The following is a 19,085-nucleotide window of genomic DNA, read 5'->3' on the forward strand; positions in this document are numbered from 1 at the left end:
CTGCCGATGCCGACGCGCAGGCCATGCGCCGCGCCATCGAGCTCGCCGCCCGCGGCCTCGGCTCCACCAGCCCCAACCCGGTCGTCGGCTGCGTCATCACGGACGCCGCGGGCACCGTCGTCGGCGAGGGCTGGCACGAGCGGGCCGGCGGCCCGCACGCCGAGGTCCACGCCCTGCACGCGGCAGGCGCAGCAGCCCGCGGCGGTACCGCCTACGTCACCCTCGAACCCTGCAACCACACCGGTCGTACGGGGCCCTGCGCCCAGGCGCTCGTCGAGGCCGGCGTCACCCGCGTGCTCTACGCCGTCGCAGACCCGAACCCGCAGGCCAGCGGCGGTTCCGACACCCTGCGCGCCGCCGGGATCAAGGCCGAGGGCGGACTCCTGGAGGCCGAGGCCGCGGCCGGCAACGCCGCCTGGCTCACGTCCGTACGCTTCGGCCGCCCGCACGTGACCTGGAAGTACGCGGCCACCCTCGACGGCCGCAGCGCCGCCGCGGACGGAAGCAGCCGCTGGATCACCGGCCCGGAGTCCCGCGCCGACGTCCACCGGTTGCGCGCCGAGGCCGACGCCGTGCTCGTGGGCGGCGGCACCCTGCGCGAGGACGACCCGCACCTGGCCGTACGCGGCATCGCGGGAGCCACCCAGCCGCTGCGCGTCGCCCTCGACACCCGCGCCGGCCTGCCGGCGACCGCCCGCATCCTCGACGACGCCGCACCCACGCTGCTCGTCACCGGCGAGAACGCCGACACCCGGCACCTGCCGGGCGTCGAGCTGCTCCGGCTGCCCCTGCACGGCGGCCGCATCGCCGTCCACGACCTGCTCGCCCGGCTGTACACCCGCGGCGTGCGCTCCGTCCTCCTCGAAGGCGGCCCCACCCTGGCCGGAGCCTTCCTGGAGGCCGGAGCCGTCGACCGCGTCATCGGCTACCTCGCCCCGGCCCTCCTCGGCTCCGGCCCCGCCGCCCTCGCCGACGCCGGCATCACGAACATCGCCCACGCGGTACGCCTCGACATCACCGAGGCCGTCCGCGTCGGCACCGATCTCCGCATCACCGCAGTACCCGAAGCCGCCCCCACCACCGCCCCCAAGGAGCACTGAGTGTTCACCGGAATCGTCGAAGAACTGGGCGAGGTCACCGCCGTCGAGCAGCTCGCCGAGGCGTCCCGCTTCCGCCTGCGCGGCCCCGTCGTCACCGACGGCGCCAAGCACGGCGACTCCATCGCCGTCAACGGCGTCTGCCTGACCGTCGTGGAGACCGCCGACGGCGAGTTCACCGCCGACGTCATGCAGGAGACCCTGAACCGCTCCAGCCTCGGCGCCCTCCAGAAGGGCTCCCGGGTCAACCTGGAGCGCCCGATGGCCCTCGGCGGACGGCTCGGCGGACACCTGGTCCAGGGGCACGTGGACGGCACCGGCGAGATCCTCTCCCGGACGCCCTCCGAGCACTGGGAGATCGTCAAGGTCGCGCTCCCCGCGCACCTGTCCCGGTACGTCGTCGAGAAGGGCTCCATCACGGTCGACGGCGTCAGCCTCACCGTGGTCGAAGCCGCCGCCGACTACTTCACCATCAGCCTCATCCCCACCACCCTCGCGCTGACCACGCTCGGCATCAAGCAGCCCGGCGACCCGGTCAACCTCGAGGTCGACGTCCTGGCGAAGTACGTCGAACGCCTGCTGGCCGCCGGTGTGAACCCCCTGACCGCGACCTCCGGCGAAGACGAGGAGGCCGACCGGTGAGCGCCCTGACCTGGCTCAACGCGGAGGCCTTCACGGTCTTCGGCCAGAAGGTCATCTGGTCCGACATGATCGGCAACCTGATGGGCCTGGCGGCCCTCGCCCTCGGCTGGCGCCGCTCCCTATGGACCTGGCCCGCCCAGCTCCTGTCCGGCCTGATCCTCATCGCCGCCTATGCCTCCGCCCACCTCGCCGGCGGCGTCGGCAAGCAGCTCCTCGTCATCGGCGTGGCCGCATGGGGCTGGCGCGCCTGGCAGCTCGGCAGGAAGCAGGCCCAGGACGGCACCCTCGCCGTGCGCACCGCGACCTGGACCGAGCGCGGACTGCTCCTCGCCGGGGCGGCCCTCGGCACCCTCGCCGTCGGCGGCCTGTTCACGCTCTTCCCGGACCTCTCCTGGAGCCCGTGGGCCGACGCCTACATCTTCGTCGGCACAATCGTCGCGATGGTCGCCCAGGCCCGCGGCCTGGTCGAGTTCTGGTTCGCCTGGCTCCTCGTCGACCTGGTCGGCGTCCCGCTCGCCTTCACCAACGGACTGGCCTTCTCCGGCCTCGTCTACGTCGTCTACTTCGCGCTCGTCCTCTGGGGCGCCCACGACTGGTACCAGCGTTCGCGCACCACCCCCGCCCCGGCCCTGGAAGGAGCAACGGCATGACCTCCCTCAAGCCCGTGCCCGACATCGACGCCGTCCTCGAAGCCGTCTTCCGGCTCGACCCCGTCGAGCAGGCCATCCGCGACATCGCGGCCGGCCGCCCGGTCGTCGTCGTCGACGACGAGGACCGCGAGAACGAGGGCGACCTCGTCATCGCCGCCGAGAAGGCCACCCCCGAGATCGTCGCCTTCATGATGAGCGAGTGCCGCGGCCTGATCTGCGCCCCCATGGAAGGCCCCGAGCTGGAGCGGCTCGAGCTGCCCCAGATGGTCCAGAACAACACCGAGTCGATGAAGACCGCCTTCACCGTCTCGGTCGACGCCAGTGCCGCCCACGGCGTCACCACCGGCATCTCGGCCGCCGACCGCTCCACCACCCTGCGGATGCTCGCCGACGGCGTGTCCGGGCCCTCCGACTTCGTGCGCCCCGGCCACGTCTTCCCGCTGCGCGCCAAGCCCGGCGGCGTCCTGGTCCGCAACGGCCACACCGAGGCCGCCGTCGACCTCGCCCGCCTCGCGGGCCTGCGCCCCGTCGGCGCGATCGTGGAGATCGCCGGCGAGGACGGCGTCATGCTGCGCCTGCCCGAGCTGATCCCGTTCGCCCGCAAGCACGGCCTGACGATCATCTCCATCGAGGACCTGATCGCCTACCGCCGCTCCGCCGAGCCGACCGTGCGCCGCGAGGCCGAGGTCACCCTGCCGACCGCCCACGGCGACTTCACGGCGTACGGCTACCGCTCCACCGTCGACGGCGTCGAGCACGTCGCCCTCGTCCACGGCGAGATCGGCGACGGCGAGGACGTCGTGGTCCGGGTCCACTCCGAGTGCCTGACCGGCGACATCTTCCACTCGCTGCGCTGCGACTGCGGCCCCCAGCTGCACGCCTCCATGGCCCGCATCAAGGAGGCGGGCCGCGGCGTGGTCGTCTACCTGCGCGGCCACGAGGGCCGCGGCATCGGACTGGTGTCCAAGCTGCGCGCGTACGAGCTCCAGGAGCGCGGCCGCGACACCCTGGACGCCAACCTGGAACTCGGCCTGCCCGCCGACGCCCGCGACTACGCCGCCGGCGCGCAGATCCTCGCCGACCTCGGCGTCCAGAGCGTCCGGCTGCTGACCAACAACCCCGACAAGTCCGCCGCCCTCGTACGGCACGGCATCGCGGTCAACGACCGGGTGGCCATGCCCACGGAGACCGGGGAGCACAATCTGCGGTACCTGCGCACGAAGCGGGACCGCATGGGCCACGACCTGCCCTGGCTGGACCGGGCCGTGACCACCTCCACCTGCGGCAACCAGTAAGCACGTACGAACCACCACCAGCACACACCACGAACCACGAACCACGAAGAACCGAGGAGCACAGCTGTGAGCGGCAAGGGCGCACCCGAACTGAGTGTCAGGAACTGCGGAGACCTCCGGGTCGCCGTCATCGCGGCCCAGTGGCACGAGAAGGTCATGGACGGCCTCGTCGACGGCGCCCTGCGCGCCCTGCACGAGCTGGGCATCGACGAGCCCACCGTGCTCCGCGTCCCCGGCAGCTTCGAGCTCCCGGTCGTGGCGAAGGTACTCGCCGGTCGCGGTTACGATGCCATCGTCGCCCTCGGAGTCGTCATCCGCGGCGGCACCCCGCACTTCGACTACGTCTGCCAGGGCGTCACCCAAGGCCTGGTACAGGTGTCGATCGACACCGGAGTCCCCATCGGCTTCGGCGTTCTGACGTGCGACAACGACGAGCAGGCGCTGGACCGCGCCGGGCTCGAGGGGTCGAACGAGGACAAGGGACACGAAGCGGTCATCGCCGCCGTCTCGACTGCTGCGACCCTGCGGTCCGTCAGCGAACCCTGGCGCTGAGTGGCGGCGGGGGACCCCGTATTCTGAGGACCATCATGGCGAACACACCCTCCAAGAGTTTCGAAGAGCTCTTCACCGAGCTTCAGCTCAAGGCCGCCAACGGCGACCCCAGCACCTCCCGGACCGCCGAGCTCGTCGGCAAGGGCGTCCATGCCATCGGCAAGAAGATCGTCGAGGAGGCCGCCGAGGTCTGGATGGCCGCCGAGCACGAGGGCAAGGAAGCCGCCGCCGAGGAGATCTCCCAGCTGCTGTACCACGTCCAGGTGATGATGGTCGCGCGCGGGATCTCCCTCGACGACGTCTACGCGCACCTCTAGGCCGGAGCCCGTCCCGCGGGTCCCCCGCCCGCCGCTCACCCACACCGTTCGCACTCCACGCACTGAAGGAAGCCCCATGCTGCGCATCGCCGTCCCCAACAAGGGTTCACTCTCCGGAGCGGCGTCGGCGATGCTCCATGAGGCCGGCTACCGCCAGCGCAAGGAGTCCAAGGAGCTCGTGGTCCTCGACCCCGAGAACGGTGTGGAGTTCTTCTACCTGCGCCCCAAGGACATCGCGATCTACGTCGCCTCGGGCAAGCTCGACATCGGCATCACCGGCCGTGACCTGCTGCTCGACTCCGGCGCCAGCGCCGAGGAGATCCTCCCGCTGAACTTCGGCCGCTCCACCTTCCGCTACGCCACCAAGCCCGGCACCGCGAAGGGCCCCGAGGACTTCACCGGGATGACGATCGCGACCTCGTACGAGGGAATCGTCGCCAAGCACCTCGCCGAGCAGGGCATCGACGCCTCCGTCGTGCATCTCGACGGCGCGGTCGAGACCGCCATCCAGCTCGGCGTCGCCCAGGTCATCGCGGACGTCGTCGAGACCGGCACCAGCCTGCGCAACGCCGGCCTCGAGGTCATCGGCGAGCCGATCCTCACCTCCGAGGCCGTGGTCATCCGCGGCAACGGCGCCGACGCCGACAACGCGCAGGCCCAGCAGTTCCTGCGCCGCCTCCAGGGCGTCCTGGTGGCCCGCAGCTACGTGATGATGGACTACGACTGCCGCGCCGAGCACCTCGAGCGCGCCGTCGCCCTCACCCCGGGCCTGGAGTCGCCGACCATCTCCCCGCTGCACAACGAGGGATGGGTCGCCGTCCGTGCGATGGTCCCGGCCAAGGAGGCGCAGCGGATCATGGACGACCTGTACGAGCTCGGTGCGCGTGCGATCCTCACCACCTCGATCCACGCCTGCCGCCTCTGACCCGTACGTCCTTCCGATCCGTACGCCCCCTGCAGAAGGCATCACCAGCATCATGGCCGAGTCCGCCGCCCAGCCCGCACTGCCCGCCCTGCCGGTCACCTTCCGGCCGACCCGCACCCGGGCCGTCCTGCTGGGCGTCGGGCTCGCCATGTTCGCCACCATCACGGCGATCGCCCTCCTGCTCGAGAACCTCGGGCCGGGGGAGCGGATGAGCTTCATCTTCACCGCCGTCCTGCTGACCTCCGTGCTCGTCCTGCTCAGCCGCCCCAAGGTGGTCGCGGACGAGGCGGGCGTCACCGTCGTCAACCTGACCAGCACCCGCCGCCTGGAGTGGGCGCAGATCCTGCGCGTGAACCTCCGCCCGGGCGACCCGTGGGTGTTCCTGGACCTCAGCGACGGCACGAGCCTGCCCGCCCTCGGCATCCAGCCAGGAGTGGCCAAGCAGCAGGCGATCGGCGACGCCCGCGCCCTGCGCGCGCTCGCCGAGGCCCGGGGAACCGGGCCGCACGAACACTGAGCCGCCGTCGCGCGGACCTGGAACGGATGTCGAACATCCATCGAACGGCCCCTGAACGGGCCTTGAGCGCCTCCCGTACGAAGCACCGGAGCCGCAGCCGACCGCTGCGTCCCATTGCGGCGGCGATCTCAGTGACTACCCTGGTGGCGGGGCGCACCTGTGCGCCCTCCCACCGGCCCCGGGACCCCGAGGTCCGGGGGCACCTGCGACTTGAGGAGTGACTCCCTCCAGCAATGGACGGATCGTCCGGTAGTACCCGCGCCGCCCTCCCCACGGAGGCGGCGGCATGACCATCCCGCTACTCCTGCTCGTGGCGGCATTCGCCCTGATCCTCGCCAACGGCTTCTTCGTGGCGGCCGAGTTCGGCCTCGTCACCGTGGAACGGCCCGAGGCCGAACGCGCCGCAGCCGACGGCGACCGCCGTGCCCGCACGGTGGTCGAGGCCCTGCGGGAGCTGTCCTTCCAGCTCTCCGGCACCCAGCTCGGCATCACCATCACCTCCCTCGTGGTCGGCATGCTCGCCGAACCGGCCCTCGCCGGACTGCTGACCGGGCCGCTCGCGGCCACCGGCCTGCCCGCGGGAGCCGTCTCCGGCGTCGCCGTCTTCATAGGCATGCTGCTCGCCTCCGCCGTCCAGATGGTCGTCGGCGAGCTCGTCCCGAAGAACTGGGCGGTCTCCCGGCCGCTGCAGGTGGCCCGGTTCGTCGCCGGCCCGCAGCAGGTCTTCTCGCGCGCCTTCCGGCCGGTCATCGCCGGCCTCAACGCCGTCGCCAACCGCCTCGTGCGGGCGCTCGGCGTGGAACCGGCCGAGGAGATGGCCTCCGCCCGCACCCCCGGCGAGCTGGTCTCCCTGGTCCGCCATTCGGCCCAGGCCGGCGCCCTGGAACAGGACACCGCCGACCTCTTCGTACGGACCCTCTCGCTGGGCGAGCTCACGGCCCAGCACGTCATGACCCCCCGGGTGAAGGTCAGCGCCCTCCAGCACACGGCCACCGCGGCCGACGTGCTCAACCTGACCCGCGCCACCGGGCTGTCCCGGTTCCCGGTCTACCGGGAGCGCATCGACGAGGTCACCGGTGTCGTCCACCTCAAGGACGCCCTCGCCGTGCCCGAGTCCGAGCGCGCCCGCACCACCGTGAGCCGGATCTGCGTCGCCCCGCTGCTGGTGCCCGGCTCGCTGCCGGTGCAGCCGCTGCTGGAGCGGCTGCGCAGCGAGCAGCCGATGGCCGTGGTCGTCGACGAGTACGGCGGCACCGCCGGGGTCGTCACCCTGGAGGACATCGTGGAGGAGCTCGTCGGCGAGGTCCGCGACGAGCACGACCTCGCCGAGGACGAAGGCCCCGAACTGGCCGCCGTTCCCGCCGAGGACGGCCGCCCCTCCTGGGAGGCCGACGGCAGCTGCCGCGTGCAGACCCTGCGCCGGATAGGCCTGGAGGTCCCCGAAGGCCCGTATGAGACCGTCGCCGGTCTCGTCGCCGACCTGCTCGGCCGGATCCCCGCCCCCGGGGACCGCGCCGAACTGCCCGGCTGGAGGCTGTCCGTCCGCCAGGTCGGCCGCAACCGCGCCGAACGCGTCCGGCTGGTCCGGCTGGGTACCGTCCCCGCCGCCCACGGGACCGGACCCGAGGCTGCCCGCGCCACCGTCCGGATCGACGCGGACGACTCCGTACGCACCGGGCCCGGCCGGCAGGCCTCCCCGGACGCGCGGTCGCCGCAGCCGGCCCAGCTGGAAGGCGCCGGCCGATGAACGCCCTCCAACTGCTCTTCGCCCTGCTCCTGGTCCTGGCCAATGGTTTCTTCGTCGGCGCCGAGTTCGCGCTCGTCTCCGTACGGCGCAGCCAGATCGAGCCGCTGGCCAAGGAGTCCAAGCGGGCCCGCCAGGTGCTGTACGGCCTGGAGAACCTGCCGCGGATGATGGCGGCGGCCCAGTTCGGCATCACCGTCTGCTCCCTGACCCTCGGTGCGGTCGCCGAGCCGACGATGGCCCGCCTGCTGGAGCCGCTCTTCCACGCGGCGCACATCCCGCAGGGCATGATCCACCCGCTCGGCTACGCGGTGGCGCTCGCCGCCGTCGTCTTCCTGCACCTGGTGATCGGCGAGATGGTGCCCAAGAACCTCGCCATGGCCGCGCCCGAGAAGACCGCCCTCTGGTTCAGCCCGGGCCTGGTGGCCTTCGCCCGGCTGTGCGGCCCCGTCACCAGCGCGCTGGGCTCCTGCGCGCACCTGGTGCTCCGCCTCTTCAAGGTGGAGCCCAAGGACGAGGTCGAGGCCGTCTACACCAGCGCCCAGCTCGGCCGGCTCGTCGAGGACTCCCGGCAGGCCGGGCTCCTGGAGCCGGGCGAGCAGGAGCGCCTGGAGGACGCCCTGGAACTGGGCAGCCGCCCGGTCACCGACGTCCTGCTCTCCCGGGAGCGGCTCGTCACGGTCGGCCCCTCGGCGACCCCGCGGCAGATCGAGCAGCTGACGGTCCGCACCGGGTACTCCCGCTTCCCCGTCCGCTCCGAGAACGGCGCCTTCATGGGCTACCTGCACGTCAAGGACGTGCTGGACCTCGAGGACCGGGAGCGGGCCGTGCCCCAGCGGGTCTGGCGCCGTATGCCCACGCTGTCCGCCACCCTCCCGCTGGACGACGCGCTCAGCGTCATGCGCCGGGACGCCACCCATCTGGCCCAGGTCGCCGATCCGGCCGGGCGGGTGCTCGGCCTGGTCGCCCTGGAGGACGTACTGGAGATGCTCGTGGGCGAGGTACGCGACCCCGCGCACCGCATCCCGGCCCGCCGGCCCGGCCCCATCGCCACCAGCCCCGCCGGCGTCTGAGCCGTGGGGGTGCCGGGGCTCCGGCCCCGGCACCCCCGACGGGGCCTAGAGCGGCGGCGGCTCCGGGCGGTCGCGGTCCTGCGGGCCCCGGCCCGACAGGACCTCCCCGTACGCCTGCATCAGATCGGGCAGCCGCAGCGTCGACAGGTCGTCCCGGGAGGGCTCGCCCGGGAACCCCGCCAGCCGTAGATCCCGGTACGCGCAGCTCTTTTCGTACAGGGTGCGCAGGAACCGGCCGTTGCCCAGCTCGTCGATCCAGCCCTGCTCCACCACGTGCCCGCTGATGCTGCGCAGCTCCTCGAGGGCCTCCTCGTCCCAGCAGTCCCCGTTCGCGTCCGCCAGCACCCCGCCGATCGCGGTCAGTTCCAGCGGCCGGTAGCTGGGGAAGTCCACCCGGGTGGTGAACCGCGAGGACAGCCCCGGATTGGCGGCCAGCAGCCGGTCCATCCCCGCCGGATAGCCGGCCAGGATCACCACCAGGTGGTCCCGGTTGTCCTCGGCCCGCTTCAACAGCACCTGCAGCGCCTCGTCCCCGTACGCGTCGCCCTTGCTGTAGCCGGTGTTGGAGAGGCTGTACGCCTCGTCCACGAACAGCACCCCGCCGATGGCGGAGTCGATCAGCTCGTTCGCCTTCACGGCGGTCTGCCCGAGGAACTCGCCGACCAGGTCCGCCCGTTGGGCCTCCACCAGATGGTCCCCGCCCAGCAGCCCCAGCGCGTAGAAGACCCGGCCCAGGATCCTCGCCACGGTCGTCTTGCCCGTGCCCGAGGGTCCGGAGAACACGAAGTGCCGCTTCGGGGGCTGCACCGGCAGGCCCTGCCCGGCCCGCAGCCGGGCCATGTGCAGCTGCGCGGAGAGCGCCTTCACCTGCCGCTTCACCGGCTCCAGGCCCACCATCCGCTCCAGCTCCGCGAGCGCTTGGGCGAGCAGCGCCGGATCGGCCGGCCCGGCCGGCAGCCCCCCGGGCGCGGTCTGCGGCGGAACCGCCACCTTGCGGCGTGCGCCCTCGGCCCGGCCCGTGCCCGTACCCGGAGCCCCGAACCGCGGATCCGGCTCCGGCGCGATCAGCGGGTCCGGCTCCACCTGCCCGTCCGCCGCGATGTCCTGGACGGGGCCGCCGCCGAGGGCCACCGCCGCGAAATCCCCGCCGACCGGCGAGAGATCGTGCCCGGCGTACCCCTCGTAGCCGGACGCGGCGTACCCGGCGTATCCGTCGGCCCCGTCGACGTAGTCGCTGTCCTCGATCGCCGTCAGCCGGGCCGCCGTGTCCATGAACGCCGGGTCCACCCGGTGGACCGCCCGGTACAGCGGCAGCGCCGCCGCGCTGCGCCCGGTCCCCTCGTGCGCCCGCGCCAGCCAGTACCGCAGCTCCTTGCGCTGCGGCTGCTCGCTGCGGCAGCGCATCAGCGCCGCCGACAGCATCGGCTCGGCCTGCCCGTACATCTCGAGGCGGACCCGGGCCATCCCGCCGAACAGGCCGGCCTCGATCCCCAGCAGCGGATCGTCCACCAGCGGCTCGGTGTGCCGCACCAGCTGCTCCCAGTCCTTGACCAGGTAGGACCGGCAGGCGTGCAGGAAACGCACCTGCGCATCGGTGTCCACCGGCGGCAGCGCGGCCAGTGCCTGGTCCAGTTCGGGGACGTGCCGGCCGTCCAGCCAGTGCGAGGCGTGGGCCAGCAGGAGGTCGCGCCGGCTCTCCAGGACGGGCTGCACCCACCAGCCGAGCCAGTACCAGGAGTTCAGCGTCCGCCGGTGGCGGGCCCGCTGTTCGCCGAAGCGGTCGCGGTGGGCGTACATGCGCAATAAGGCGTTCGTGGTGTCCACCCGGAGCGCGTGCAGGCCCAGCCATGCGTCGGCCATCGAGGGATCCAGTCGTACGGCCGCCCGGAACTCCTCCTCGGCCTGCGGATAGGCGCCCATCGTGCAGGCGTCCACCCCGCGCAGCCAGGCGAGTTCGGCCGGGGCGTGCGTGCCCGGCGTGCCGAAATCCATCACATCCCCCACAAGCCTGCCCCCGTGGTGCACAGCAACCCCCGCGTCGCGCCCGCGAGTTGTCCACTGCGCCGATGAAATCAGGGATGCATCGTACCTGCGGCTACGCACCATACGTAGGGTGCGGCGGGCACCGGTCGGCCGGGCTCCGGGGGCGCGCAAGGTGACTCAGGGTGAAGGTTTCGGGGAGGTCGGGCCCCTGCGGCGCCGGCTCCGAGCCGGGCGGGGGCGGAACGAAGCCCCCGATCACGGGGGAACAATCGGGGGCTTCGCGTCCGCTGCGGCCTGGAAAGACCGCGCATTCAGAACGTAAGGCCGGTGCGGGGCCCAGGTCAAGCAAGTCGGTCCAGGCCCGCGCAAGCGGTTTTCCGGAGCGGCTCAGGCCCGGGGGAGTCCGTCACCTTCGGTGACGGAAGCGGCCCTTCCGGCCGTCGCATCCGTCCCGGAAGTCCACTCGTATCCCGTACCGCTCTGGCGTACCAAAGTGTCGGCGAAGGGGCGCGAAGGATCGTCCGAGAAGTGCGCGCGCTCCGCGCGCTCCCATCCGTCCCAGAAGTCGGAAAGTTCACGCCCGTCCCGATTTCGCCCGCGCCCCCAGGACTGCGCGCGCGGTGTCTCCATCCACAGCAGCCGCGCCAGATGCGGGCGCAGCGCCCGCCGCCCCGCGCCGACGCCCTCGATGAGCAGCACCGGCACCGGCTCCAGCACCTGCTCCGGGCCGAACCGGCGCTCCACCCAGTCGTACGGGGCCCAGCGGGCCGCCCGCCCGGCGGCCAGCGGCTCCAGCACCTGCGCGCGCAGCCGCTCCGGCCAGCCGAACAGCTCCTCGTGGGTGGCCACGTCGTCCAGGTGCAGCACCGGAACCCCGCCCAGCGCCTCGGCGAGCCGCCCGGCGAACGTGCTCTTCCCGGACCCGGCGTGCCCGTCGATCCCGATCAGCCGGACCGGGCCGAGGGAGGGCGGCAGGGCGGCGAGTTCGCGCGCGAGTGACTGAAGTGACTGCTGAGGCTCCACCCGGCCAGCGTATGGCCCCGGGGAGCGGGCAACCCCCGCCGGGCCCGGCAGCCCCCCGGCCCGGGCCCCGGCCCGGCGCCCCGCGTCACCCCCGACACGGGGCCCGGCTTCGCCGCCGGGTGGGCGGGAACTGGAAGGGTGGAGGAGCCGATCCACCGCACCGACCCCTGGGGGCCACGCCGATGACCGCACCCACACCACGCAGGGCCCTGCTGGCCCTAGCCCTCGCCGCGGCCACCGCAGCGGCCGTCCCCGTCGGCAGGGCTTCGGCGGCCGGAGCGCACGGAGGCGGCGGCCCGCAGGCCGGGACGGGAGCCGCCGACGGTGGGCCGGCCGAAGCGGCGCCCGCTGAAGCCGCCGGCGGGACGGTCGACAACCGGTTCTGGTACGCGTACGCGCACTGGCTGGCCGGCACGCACCTGGGCACCGCCGCCCTCGCCGGCGACCGCCCCGGCCTGGTGATCGCGGCCCCGGCCGGCCGCACCGAGTACACCGACCCGCACACCGGGAAGAAGAGCACCTGGGAGTACGCAGCCTGGACCTCCCCCGTGCACCGCTCCGCCGTGCCCGGCACCGAGACCATCGCGTCCTGGAACGCCCACACCCCGGCCGGCACCTGGATCCAGGTCGAACTGCGCGCCACCTACGGCACCGGCGCCACCACCCCCTGGTACGTACTGGGCCGCTGGGCCTCCGGCGACGGCGACATCCGGCGCACCTCCGTGGACGGCCAGACCGACGGCACCTCCACCGTGTGGACCGACACCCTGGCCGTCGACGCCCCCGCGCGGGCGAACGGCGTACGGATCACGGACTGGCAGCTGCGCCTGACCCTCCATCGCAAGCCGGGCACCGCCCAGGGCCCGACGGTGTGGCTGGCCGGGGCCATGGTCTCCGACGTCCCGGACCGGTTCACCGTCCCCGCCTCCGCCCCCTCGGGCACGGCCCACGAGCTGAAGGTCCCGCGCTACTCGCAGGAGACCCATACCGGCCAGTACCCCCAGTACGACAACGGTGGTGAGGCCTGGTGCAGCCCCACCTCCTCCCAGATGGTCGTCGAGTACTGGGGCCGCAAGCCCGCGGCCGAGGACCTGGCCTGGGTCGATTCCCGCTACGCCGACCCGCAGGTCTGCCACGCGGCCCGCTCCACCTACGACAGCGCCTACAAGGGGTGCGGCAACTGGTCCTTCAACGCCGCGTACGCCGCCACCTACAGCGGGCTCGCGGGGGTCGTCACCCGGCTGCGCTCCCTCGCGGACCTGGAGGCCCTGGTCCGCTCGGGCATCCCGGCGATCACCTCGCAGTCCTTCCGCACCGAGGAGCTCACGGGCGCGGGCTACGGCACCGCCGGCCACCTGATGACCGTCATCGGCTTCACCGCGGCCGGGGACGTGATCGCCAACGACCCGAACTCTCGCGACAACACGGCCGTCCGGCGGGTCTACCAGCGGCGCGAGTGGGAGAACGCGTGGCTGCGGACCAAGCGCCACAACGCCGCCGGCAAGACCGTCACCGGCTCCGGAGGCATCTGCTACCTGTACGCCCCGGCCCGCCCGAGCCTCGCCCAGATCGCGGCCCTGCGGGCGGTGGGAGTGCTGTGATCCGAGTGTCGGAACTGCCCGTTGACCCGGGGCGCAGATAAGCGCAACATAAGGTCGTAAAGGGCACATAAAGGCTTCTACAGGAGGCGGCCCGCCATGACCACCCACAGCATCGAACACCACCCCGACCTCGCCGAGATGCGCTCGAGGTTCGAGCGGGTCACCAGTACCCCCACCGCGCAGGCCGTGGAGGCACTCGCCCTCGTCACGGGCCTCTACCTGGCGGCCTCGCCGTGGATCGCCGGCTTCAGCGGCCTCAGCTCGCTGGCGATCAACAACGTGATCGCCGGCCTGGCGTACTGCCTGTGCATGAGCGGACTCGGCTCCGCTTATGAACGCACCCACGCGATGGCGTGGACGGCAGTCGCCATCGGAGCCTGGACGATCGTGGCCCCGTGGGTCATCGCCGGCGATGTCAGCACGACCCGCAGCGTGGTCAGCAACGTGATCACCGGCGGCGTCGCCCTGTGCCTCGCCCTTGCCATGGCGGGCATGGCGGGCCGCAACCGCACCGCCTCCGGCTGACCTCCGTACGCGCCGGGCCCCGACCGCAAGCCGGCCGGGGCCCGGTGGCGTGCGGGGACGTGATGCGCGCCACGAATGGCGAGCGTCTCTACCGCGAAAGCCGCAAACGCTGTCACATTGGACGGCATGACCGCATACAGCTCCGCCCTCGCCTCCCGCGCCCGGAACCTCGTCCGCACCGGCGGCCCCAAGGATCACTCCAAGTGGCTGGAGCACGTGCTCGGCTGGACGCTGGTGGTCGTCGTCGCCATGTTCGTCACCCAGGTCGGCTGGCTCCGACCCGAGGCTCCCTGGTGACCCGAGGCTCCGTAGTGACCCGAGGCCCTCTGGTCGCGAGGCGTCCAGCCGCAGCCCGTCGGTGACGATCACGTCCGAGGTGACCAGCGCCTGCTCCGCGCTGACCCGGGTCATGAAGACGAACGGCGGGATCACCGGGGGAGCGGGCAGCCCGTCCGGGCTGAACGTGACGCACAGCAGCCCTTCGTGCAGCCGCTGAACTTCGTCAGGTACAAGGTCACATTGCCCCGCAGGTCCAGGGACGTGGCGGCCAGCCCGTACTCCTCGCGGCCGTCGCGGGTGCGCAGCCGGTAGTCGGTGAGTGATGCGACGTGCATCCTCAGCACGAGCACCTTCAGCGGCCCGTCGGCGGTCGCGACCTCGGTGACGCCCGCGAAGGCGAAGCCCTGCGGGGCGAAGAGCGAGGTGGTGACCGTCGGGGGAGTCCGGGTGACCGTCGGCGGCCCCTGGGGCGAGGCCGCCGCCCTGGCCGGCGGGGCTCCCGTCACCAACGCGGCCGCCAGCAGCACCGGCAGTACGGCGGCCAGGGTGCGCGGACCGGTGCCGCGCGGCCTCTGTGCGTACGGGGGCTCCTCGTACGAACCCTCCTCGCCCGCCGCCTTGTCGGGCAGCGGCGTCCACCCGAAGGCCAGCGCGCTCCCGGCGATCCCGAGCAGCATGCCGACGAGGAACCCGCCCAGGTTGGTCGCCACGAAGGACAGCGCCGACAGCAGCAGGGCGTGCACCGAGACATACGCCCGGGCCTGCGGCAGGAACCACAGGAACAGGCCCGCCACGATCAGCGCGACGCCGATCCCGACCGCCGCGATCCCGCCGAGACCCAGGCTCACCAGCACGGTCAGCGGGGAGAGCGGGACCAGCACCAGCTCGGCCCCGCCCAGGAGCACCAGCAGCCCGCCCCAGAACGGCCGGGTCCGGCGCCAGGCGCGAAGCCGGCGCCGCTGCCGGGCCAGTGGCAGCCGCGGCCGAGGGCTCAGAAGCACTTCTTGCCGTCCAGGCCGACGCTCACCCGCATGCCCTTGAGACGGAAGTTCCCGCCGGTCGCGGACCAGGCGTGCGATTTCACGCCGACGACCTCGATGTTCCCGGCCTGCAGGCCGAACTTCCCGGGCTCCCCCTTGACCCCGTCCACCCGGTCGAGGGTCGAGGCGTCCCGGCCGATCTGCGCGGTGGCGAAGGTGGCGTCGCCGTCGAGGTCCTCGCCGTCGATGACCAGGTTGCCGGCCGTGACCTCCCCGGCCGGGCCGCCGGCGGTGAGCTTGAAGACCACCTTGCCCACCGGGGTGTCCACCTCGGCGGACTGGCAGATGTCGGTGAGGGTGGCCTCCCCGATGCCCAGCAGCGCGACCGGATGGCCCTTGCCGTCGACGGAGCGGTCCGTCTGTACGTACGAGGCCAGGCCCTTGCTGCTCAACTTGGAGGAGGAGACCTGGAAGCCGGTCCCCGAGACGGCGAACGACGCGGCGAGCGCGCCCTGCGCCACGACCACGGCCATCGCCCCGACCGCGACCACCGCGGGAAGCGCGACGGCGGCCGGCTTCCCCCAGTCGACCCGGCCTTCGCGTCTGCCGGTCGTGCCGTGGTCCGTGGCCTTGTCCGTGGCCGGGTCCGTGCCCCTGATCTTGCCCCTGCTCGTGCCCCTGTTCGTGCTCATGGAAGTGCCTCCCGCACGTCGTCCGGTGCGCAGGGAAGTGCATGAGGCAGGTCTGCCATACTGCGGGCATCCTGTGGCAGTTCGAGGCTAGGGCCGAATTTGAATAATAGTCAACAGCGTGGTGCGACCGGGCGTTCGCAGGTCCGCAGGGCCGAACTCATAGCAACCGGACGCAAGTTGTTCGCCGATACCTCGTACGACGTGCTCTCCATGGACGACATCGCCAAACAGGCGGGCGTCGCCAAGGGGTTGATCTACTACTACTTCAAGAGCAAGCGCGGCTACTACCTCGCCATCGTCGAGGACTCGGTCGCCGAACTCGTCGCCCGCGCCGCCGGGGAGCCGGACCTGCCCAACGCCGAGCGGGTGCGCCGCACCATCGACGGCTATCTGTACTACGCCGAACACCACCAGGCGGCCTACCGGACCATCGTCACCGGGGGAGTCGGCTCCGACGCCGAGGTGCTCGCGATCCGCGACACGGTCCGCGAGGAGCTGGTGGCCACCATCGCCGAAGGCGCGTACGGGCGCCGCACCATCCCGCCGATCGCCCGGCTCGCGCTCGTGGGCTGGCTGTCCGCGGTCGAGGGGACCACCCTGGAGTGGATCGGCGGCCTGGCCGCCCCTGCGGAAGCCTCCGACAACGCTGTCACCTCCGATGCGGGTGCGGGTGCGAATGCCGAGGTGGACCCCGGCGCCGAGGCCGACGCGGAACCGGACGCGGAACCCGACGCCGACGCCGAGGCCGCGTCGCGGCAGCCCGACCGGGCCCGGCTCGGCGCCCTGCTCGTGCGCCAGCTGCGCGCGACGCTGACGGTGATCGGGGAGTTCGTCCCGGAGTGTCCCCCGCCACCCCTTCCCGAAGAGGCGTTCGAGAAAGCCGATGATCTTGCCCCGGTGACGGGACGCTCCTGATCGGGCATACTCAAGCCGCCGCAGCCACTGAACTGCCCCTTCCGTGATCCGGGAGGGCAGTATCGGCTGTGAGAGCACCGAGACCCGGCGGCGCGTCCCACACCTCACGCGTCGCCGCCGTGCCCGACGAGGGAGGAGAGCGCCGCCATGACTGACCGCGCCCCGCAGCCGGTGGACCGACAGCTGCCCACCGAGGAGTCCCGGGACCTCCTCGCGCTCGTGCGAGAGATCGCCCAGCGGGAGATCCGTCCCGTGGCCGCCGACGAGGAGGACGCCGGGCAGTTCCCGCGTGCGATCTTCACCCTGCTGTCGGAAGCCGGCCTGCTCGGTCTCCCGTACGCAGGCGAGTACGGCGGCGGCGAGCAGCCGTACGAGGTCTACCTCCAGGTCCTGGAGGAACTCGCAGCGGCCCGCCTGACCGTCGGGCTCGGCGTCAGCGTGCACTCGCTGTCCTGCCACGGCCTGGCCGGATACGGCTCCGAGGAGCAGCAGAAGGCCCACCTGCCGGCCATGCTCGGCGGCGGCCTGCTCGGCGCGTACTGCCTGTCCGAGCCCGCCTCGGGCTCCGATGCCGCCTCGCTGACCACCAAGGCCGTACGCGACGGCGAAGACTGGATCATCACCGGCACCAAGGCCTGGATCACCCACGGCGGGGTCGCCGACTTCTACACCGTCCTCGCGCGCACCGGCGGCGAGGGCCCCAAGGGCATCACCGCCTTCCTGGTGCCGGGCGACGCGGAGGGCCTGACGGCCGCGGTCCCCGAGAAGAAGATGGGCATGAAGGGCTCGCCCACCGCCCAGCTGCACTTCGACGGGGTCCGCGTCCCGGACACGCGCCGCATCGGCGAGGAGGGCCAGGGCTTCACCATCGCGCTGGCCGCGCTGGACGCGGGCCGTCTGGGCATCGCCGCCTGCGCCATCGGCGTCGCGCAGGCCGCCCTGGACGAGGCCCTGGCGTACGCCCTGGACCGCAAGCAGTTCGGGCACCCCATCGCGGACTTCCAGGGCCTGCGCTTCATGCTCGCCGACATGGCGACCAAGATCGAGGCCGGTCGGGCGCTGTACCTGGCGGCGGCGCGACTGCGCGACGCGGGCAAGCCGTTCTCCCGCCAGGCGGCGATGGCCAAGCTGTTCTGCACGGACGCAGCCATGGCCGTTACCACGGACGCGGTCCAGGTCCTCGGCGGCTACGGCTACACCGCGGACTTCCCGGTGGAGCGGCTGATGCGCGAGGCGAAGGTCCTCCAGATCGTCGAGGGCACGAACCAGATCCAGCGCATGGTCATCGCCCGCCACCTGGCAGGACCCGAGTCGCGCTGACGGCGACGGCTGCGCCGGCTCCGGGCCGGCGCAGCCCCGCGTCACGTCGTCACCCGGGTCGCTTGACCATCGAGATGTAATCGGACATCTCGCTGAAACCGCGGCGGGTGGCACCGCCGAGGTTGAACGAGCCGCCCGCGCCCGGATGGGCCGTTTCATTGAGCATGTACGTGGAGCCGGGTCCCCACTGGTTCTCTTCCTGGGCCTCCTGAGAGGTGATGGACGAGGACGAGGCGATCCCGCTGCGCACGGTCCTCTCGATATTGCGGAATCGGGTCCCCTCGCCGACCGCGGCGATCGCGTGGACCAGGGCGCGCCGCACGGCGTCCCGGTCCTGGTCGCCGTTGGCCGCGTGCCGCCACAGCGTCTGGAAGTGGCCCTGGAGGCCGACCAGGCTGATCTGCAACTGCCTGTTGTTGGCGTCGCCCACCTCCAGGCCCCGATTGCCGTTGCTGCTGCCGTAGCTTCCGCTGTAGCCGAGATTGACCGCGTTGCGGCCGAGTATTTGACCGAGGTTGTATTCCGGGTCGGTGAACTGGAAGACGGGACCGCCGCCGCCGGCGGTCGCGAAACCGCGCAGGTACAGGTTCTGCGTGGTCAGGTAGAGGCTGAGCCGGCGGCCCTCGGGCAGCGCGACGATGACCTCGATGACCTCGTTGCCGGCGTTGGTCTGCCACACGGTGTTGTCGCCGTGGCCCCGCAGGATGGTGCCGGCCCTCTCGTGGAGCGAGCGGATGAAGCGGGTGTACTCGGCAGCCGCGTCGCGCTGGTTGCCGCTCAGGTCCCAGCCGAGCTGAAACTGCCGGATCGACGCGGGCTGGGCGGCGGGCAGGGCGGACGGTGCTTCGGTGGCGGCCTGGGAGGCGGGAGCTGCCGCGCCGAGCAGGGCGAGGCCGAGGAGAGCCGCGGGAAGGGTCTTGCGCATCGGATTCCTTCGTACGAGAGGGCGGGCGTC

The 19,085-nt window shown here is 72.4% G+C and carries 19 protein-coding genes and 1 pseudogene; 15 read left to right on the top strand and 5 right to left on the bottom strand.

Annotation, left to right across the window (positions count from 1 at the left end; translation table 11 throughout):
- Positions 1–23: 23 nt before the first annotated feature.
- From ribD to OHT74_RS31290, 10 genes are all read left to right on the top strand, one after another.
- Complete coding sequence (gene ribD, locus OHT74_RS31245) at positions 24–1,100, top strand: bifunctional diaminohydroxyphosphoribosylaminopyrimidine deaminase/5-amino-6-(5-phosphoribosylamino)uracil reductase RibD (RefSeq protein ID WP_328623429.1); 1,077 nt, start codon at positions 24–26, stop codon at positions 1,098–1,100.
- Positions 1,101–1,739 carry a riboflavin synthase gene (locus OHT74_RS31250; protein WP_328622004.1) on the top strand — a complete coding sequence of 213 codons (639 nt, stop codon included), beginning with the start codon at positions 1,101–1,103 and terminating at the stop codon, positions 1,737–1,739.
- Positions 1,736–2,389 (top strand): nicotinamide mononucleotide transporter family protein, encoded by a 654-nt coding sequence (locus OHT74_RS31255; protein WP_328622005.1) that lies wholly within the window; start codon positions 1,736–1,738, stop codon positions 2,387–2,389. Before OHT74_RS31250 ends, OHT74_RS31255 begins: the two co-directional genes overlap by 4 nt.
- Positions 2,386–3,684, top strand: a complete 1,299-nt coding sequence (locus OHT74_RS31260; RefSeq protein WP_266669012.1) for a bifunctional 3,4-dihydroxy-2-butanone-4-phosphate synthase/GTP cyclohydrolase II — start codon at positions 2,386–2,388, stop codon at positions 3,682–3,684. Before OHT74_RS31255 ends, OHT74_RS31260 begins: the two co-directional genes overlap by 4 nt.
- A gap of 66 nt (positions 3,685–3,750) precedes the next feature.
- Positions 3,751–4,236, top strand: coding sequence for a 6,7-dimethyl-8-ribityllumazine synthase (gene ribH, locus OHT74_RS31265; RefSeq protein ID WP_328622006.1), 486 nt, complete (start codon positions 3,751–3,753; stop codon positions 4,234–4,236).
- A gap of 35 nt (positions 4,237–4,271) precedes the next feature.
- Positions 4,272–4,553, top strand: a complete 282-nt coding sequence (locus OHT74_RS31270; RefSeq protein WP_266631220.1) for a phosphoribosyl-ATP diphosphatase — start codon at positions 4,272–4,274, stop codon at positions 4,551–4,553.
- A 76-nt stretch (positions 4,554–4,629) separates the two neighbouring features.
- Positions 4,630–5,478 carry an ATP phosphoribosyltransferase gene (hisG, locus tag OHT74_RS31275; RefSeq protein WP_266669016.1) on the top strand — a complete coding sequence of 283 codons (849 nt, stop codon included), beginning with the start codon at positions 4,630–4,632 and terminating at the stop codon, positions 5,476–5,478.
- A gap of 52 nt (positions 5,479–5,530) precedes the next feature.
- Positions 5,531–5,995, top strand: a complete 465-nt coding sequence (locus OHT74_RS31280; protein WP_266669018.1) for a PH domain-containing protein — start codon at positions 5,531–5,533, stop codon at positions 5,993–5,995.
- 286 nt (positions 5,996–6,281) lie between these two features.
- Positions 6,282–7,742 (top strand): hemolysin family protein, encoded by a 1,461-nt coding sequence (locus OHT74_RS31285; RefSeq protein ID WP_328622007.1) that lies wholly within the window; start codon positions 6,282–6,284, stop codon positions 7,740–7,742.
- Positions 7,739–8,812 (top strand): hemolysin family protein, encoded by a 1,074-nt coding sequence (locus tag OHT74_RS31290; RefSeq protein WP_266669022.1) that lies wholly within the window; start codon positions 7,739–7,741, stop codon positions 8,810–8,812. Before OHT74_RS31285 ends, OHT74_RS31290 begins: the two co-directional genes overlap by 4 nt.
- A gap of 45 nt (positions 8,813–8,857) precedes the next feature.
- Here the strand turns inward: OHT74_RS31290 and OHT74_RS31295 are convergent, their stop codons facing one another.
- Positions 8,858–10,804 carry an AAA family ATPase gene (locus OHT74_RS31295; RefSeq protein WP_266669023.1) on the bottom strand — a complete coding sequence of 649 codons (1,947 nt, stop codon included), beginning with the start codon at positions 10,802–10,804 and terminating at the stop codon, positions 8,858–8,860.
- Positions 10,805–11,182: 378 nt separating this feature from the next.
- On the bottom strand, positions 11,183–11,818 hold the full coding sequence (locus OHT74_RS31300; protein ID WP_328622008.1) for a uridine kinase family protein: 636 nt from the start codon (positions 11,816–11,818) through the stop codon (positions 11,183–11,185).
- Positions 11,819–12,000: 182 nt separating this feature from the next.
- Here OHT74_RS31300 and OHT74_RS31305 point away from each other — a divergent pair, with 182 nt between their 5' ends.
- The 3 genes from OHT74_RS31305 (at position 12,001) to OHT74_RS31315 (ending at position 14,241) form a co-directional block, all read left to right on the top strand.
- Entirely contained in the window at positions 12,001–13,419 is a 1,419-nt protein-coding gene (locus OHT74_RS31305; protein ID WP_328622009.1) for a peptidase C39 family protein, read from the top strand.
- A 96-nt stretch (positions 13,420–13,515) separates the two neighbouring features.
- Positions 13,516–13,944: an SPW repeat protein gene (locus tag OHT74_RS31310; RefSeq protein ID WP_266669029.1), complete on the top strand. Its 429-nt coding sequence runs from the start codon at positions 13,516–13,518 to the stop codon at positions 13,942–13,944.
- Between the two features lie 126 nt (positions 13,945–14,070).
- Positions 14,071–14,241 carry an SCO1431 family membrane protein gene (locus OHT74_RS31315; protein WP_328622010.1) on the top strand — a complete coding sequence of 57 codons (171 nt, stop codon included), beginning with the start codon at positions 14,071–14,073 and terminating at the stop codon, positions 14,239–14,241.
- A gap of 131 nt (positions 14,242–14,372) precedes the next feature.
- On the opposite strand, the gene OHT74_RS31320 is transcribed toward OHT74_RS31315, so the two are convergent.
- Both OHT74_RS31320 and OHT74_RS31325 read right to left on the bottom strand, forming a co-directional pair.
- Entirely contained in the window at positions 14,373–15,224 is an 852-nt protein-coding gene (locus OHT74_RS31320; RefSeq protein WP_328622011.1) for a DUF6114 domain-containing protein, read from the bottom strand.
- Entirely contained in the window at positions 15,215–15,895 is a 681-nt protein-coding gene (locus OHT74_RS31325) for a DUF6230 family protein (RefSeq protein ID WP_328622012.1), read from the bottom strand. The genes OHT74_RS31320 and OHT74_RS31325 overlap by 10 nt, the downstream gene beginning before the upstream one ends.
- Positions 15,896–15,994: 99 nt before the next feature.
- Here OHT74_RS31325 and OHT74_RS31330 point away from each other — a divergent pair.
- Together OHT74_RS31330 and OHT74_RS31335 are read left to right on the top strand one after the other, a co-directional pair.
- Positions 15,995–16,528: pseudogene (locus OHT74_RS31330) on the top strand (TetR/AcrR family transcriptional regulator); the annotation flags it as partial.
- A 429-nt stretch (positions 16,529–16,957) separates the two neighbouring features.
- A complete protein-coding gene (locus OHT74_RS31335) occupies positions 16,958–18,130 on the top strand; it encodes an acyl-CoA dehydrogenase family protein (protein WP_266669035.1) in 1,173 nt (390 codons plus the stop codon).
- Positions 18,131–18,179: 49 nt separating this feature from the next.
- Here the strand turns inward: OHT74_RS31335 and OHT74_RS31340 are convergent, their stop codons facing one another.
- Positions 18,180–19,055: a ribosome-inactivating family protein gene (locus OHT74_RS31340; RefSeq protein WP_328622013.1), complete on the bottom strand. Its 876-nt coding sequence runs from the start codon at positions 19,053–19,055 to the stop codon at positions 18,180–18,182.
- Positions 19,056–19,085: the final 30 nt, after the last annotated feature.

Origin of the sequence: Streptomyces sp. NBC_00354, assembly GCF_036106915.1 — a bacterium.
GTDB lineage: Bacteria > Actinomycetota > Actinomycetes > Streptomycetales > Streptomycetaceae > Streptomyces.

Bases quoted from the DNA above. Each gene is read 5' to 3' on its own strand.
- OHT74_RS31315 (WP_328622010.1), top strand. From the start codon at position 14,071: ATGACCGCATACAGCTCCGCCCTCGCCTCCCGCGCCCGGAACCTCGTC.
- OHT74_RS31270 (WP_266631220.1), top strand. From the start codon at position 4,272: ATGGCGAACACACCCTCCAAGAGTTTCGAAGAGCTCTTCACCGAGCTT.
- OHT74_RS31260 (WP_266669012.1), top strand. From the start codon at position 2,386: ATGACCTCCCTCAAGCCCGTGCCCGACATCGACGCCGTCCTCGAAGCC.
- OHT74_RS31285 (WP_328622007.1), top strand. From the start codon at position 6,282: ATGACCATCCCGCTACTCCTGCTCGTGGCGGCATTCGCCCTGATCCTC.
- ribD (WP_328623429.1), top strand. From the start codon at position 24: ATGCGCCGCGCCATCGAGCTCGCCGCCCGCGGCCTCGGCTCCACCAGC.
- hisG (WP_266669016.1), top strand. From the start codon at position 4,630: ATGCTGCGCATCGCCGTCCCCAACAAGGGTTCACTCTCCGGAGCGGCG.
- OHT74_RS31290 (WP_266669022.1), top strand. From the start codon at position 7,739: ATGAACGCCCTCCAACTGCTCTTCGCCCTGCTCCTGGTCCTGGCCAAT.
- OHT74_RS31295 (WP_266669023.1), bottom strand. From the start codon at position 10,804: ATGGATTTCGGCACGCCGGGCACGCACGCCCCGGCCGAACTCGCCTGG.
- OHT74_RS31310 (WP_266669029.1), top strand. From the start codon at position 13,516: ATGACCACCCACAGCATCGAACACCACCCCGACCTCGCCGAGATGCGC.
- OHT74_RS31280 (WP_266669018.1), top strand. From the start codon at position 5,531: ATGGCCGAGTCCGCCGCCCAGCCCGCACTGCCCGCCCTGCCGGTCACC.
- OHT74_RS31340 (WP_328622013.1), bottom strand. From the start codon at position 19,055: ATGCGCAAGACCCTTCCCGCGGCTCTCCTCGGCCTCGCCCTGCTCGGC.
- OHT74_RS31305 (WP_328622009.1), top strand. From the start codon at position 12,001: ATGACCGCACCCACACCACGCAGGGCCCTGCTGGCCCTAGCCCTCGCC.
- OHT74_RS31325 (WP_328622012.1), bottom strand. From the start codon at position 15,895: ATGAGCACGAACAGGGGCACGAGCAGGGGCAAGATCAGGGGCACGGAC.
- OHT74_RS31335 (WP_266669035.1), top strand. From the start codon at position 16,958: ATGACTGACCGCGCCCCGCAGCCGGTGGACCGACAGCTGCCCACCGAG.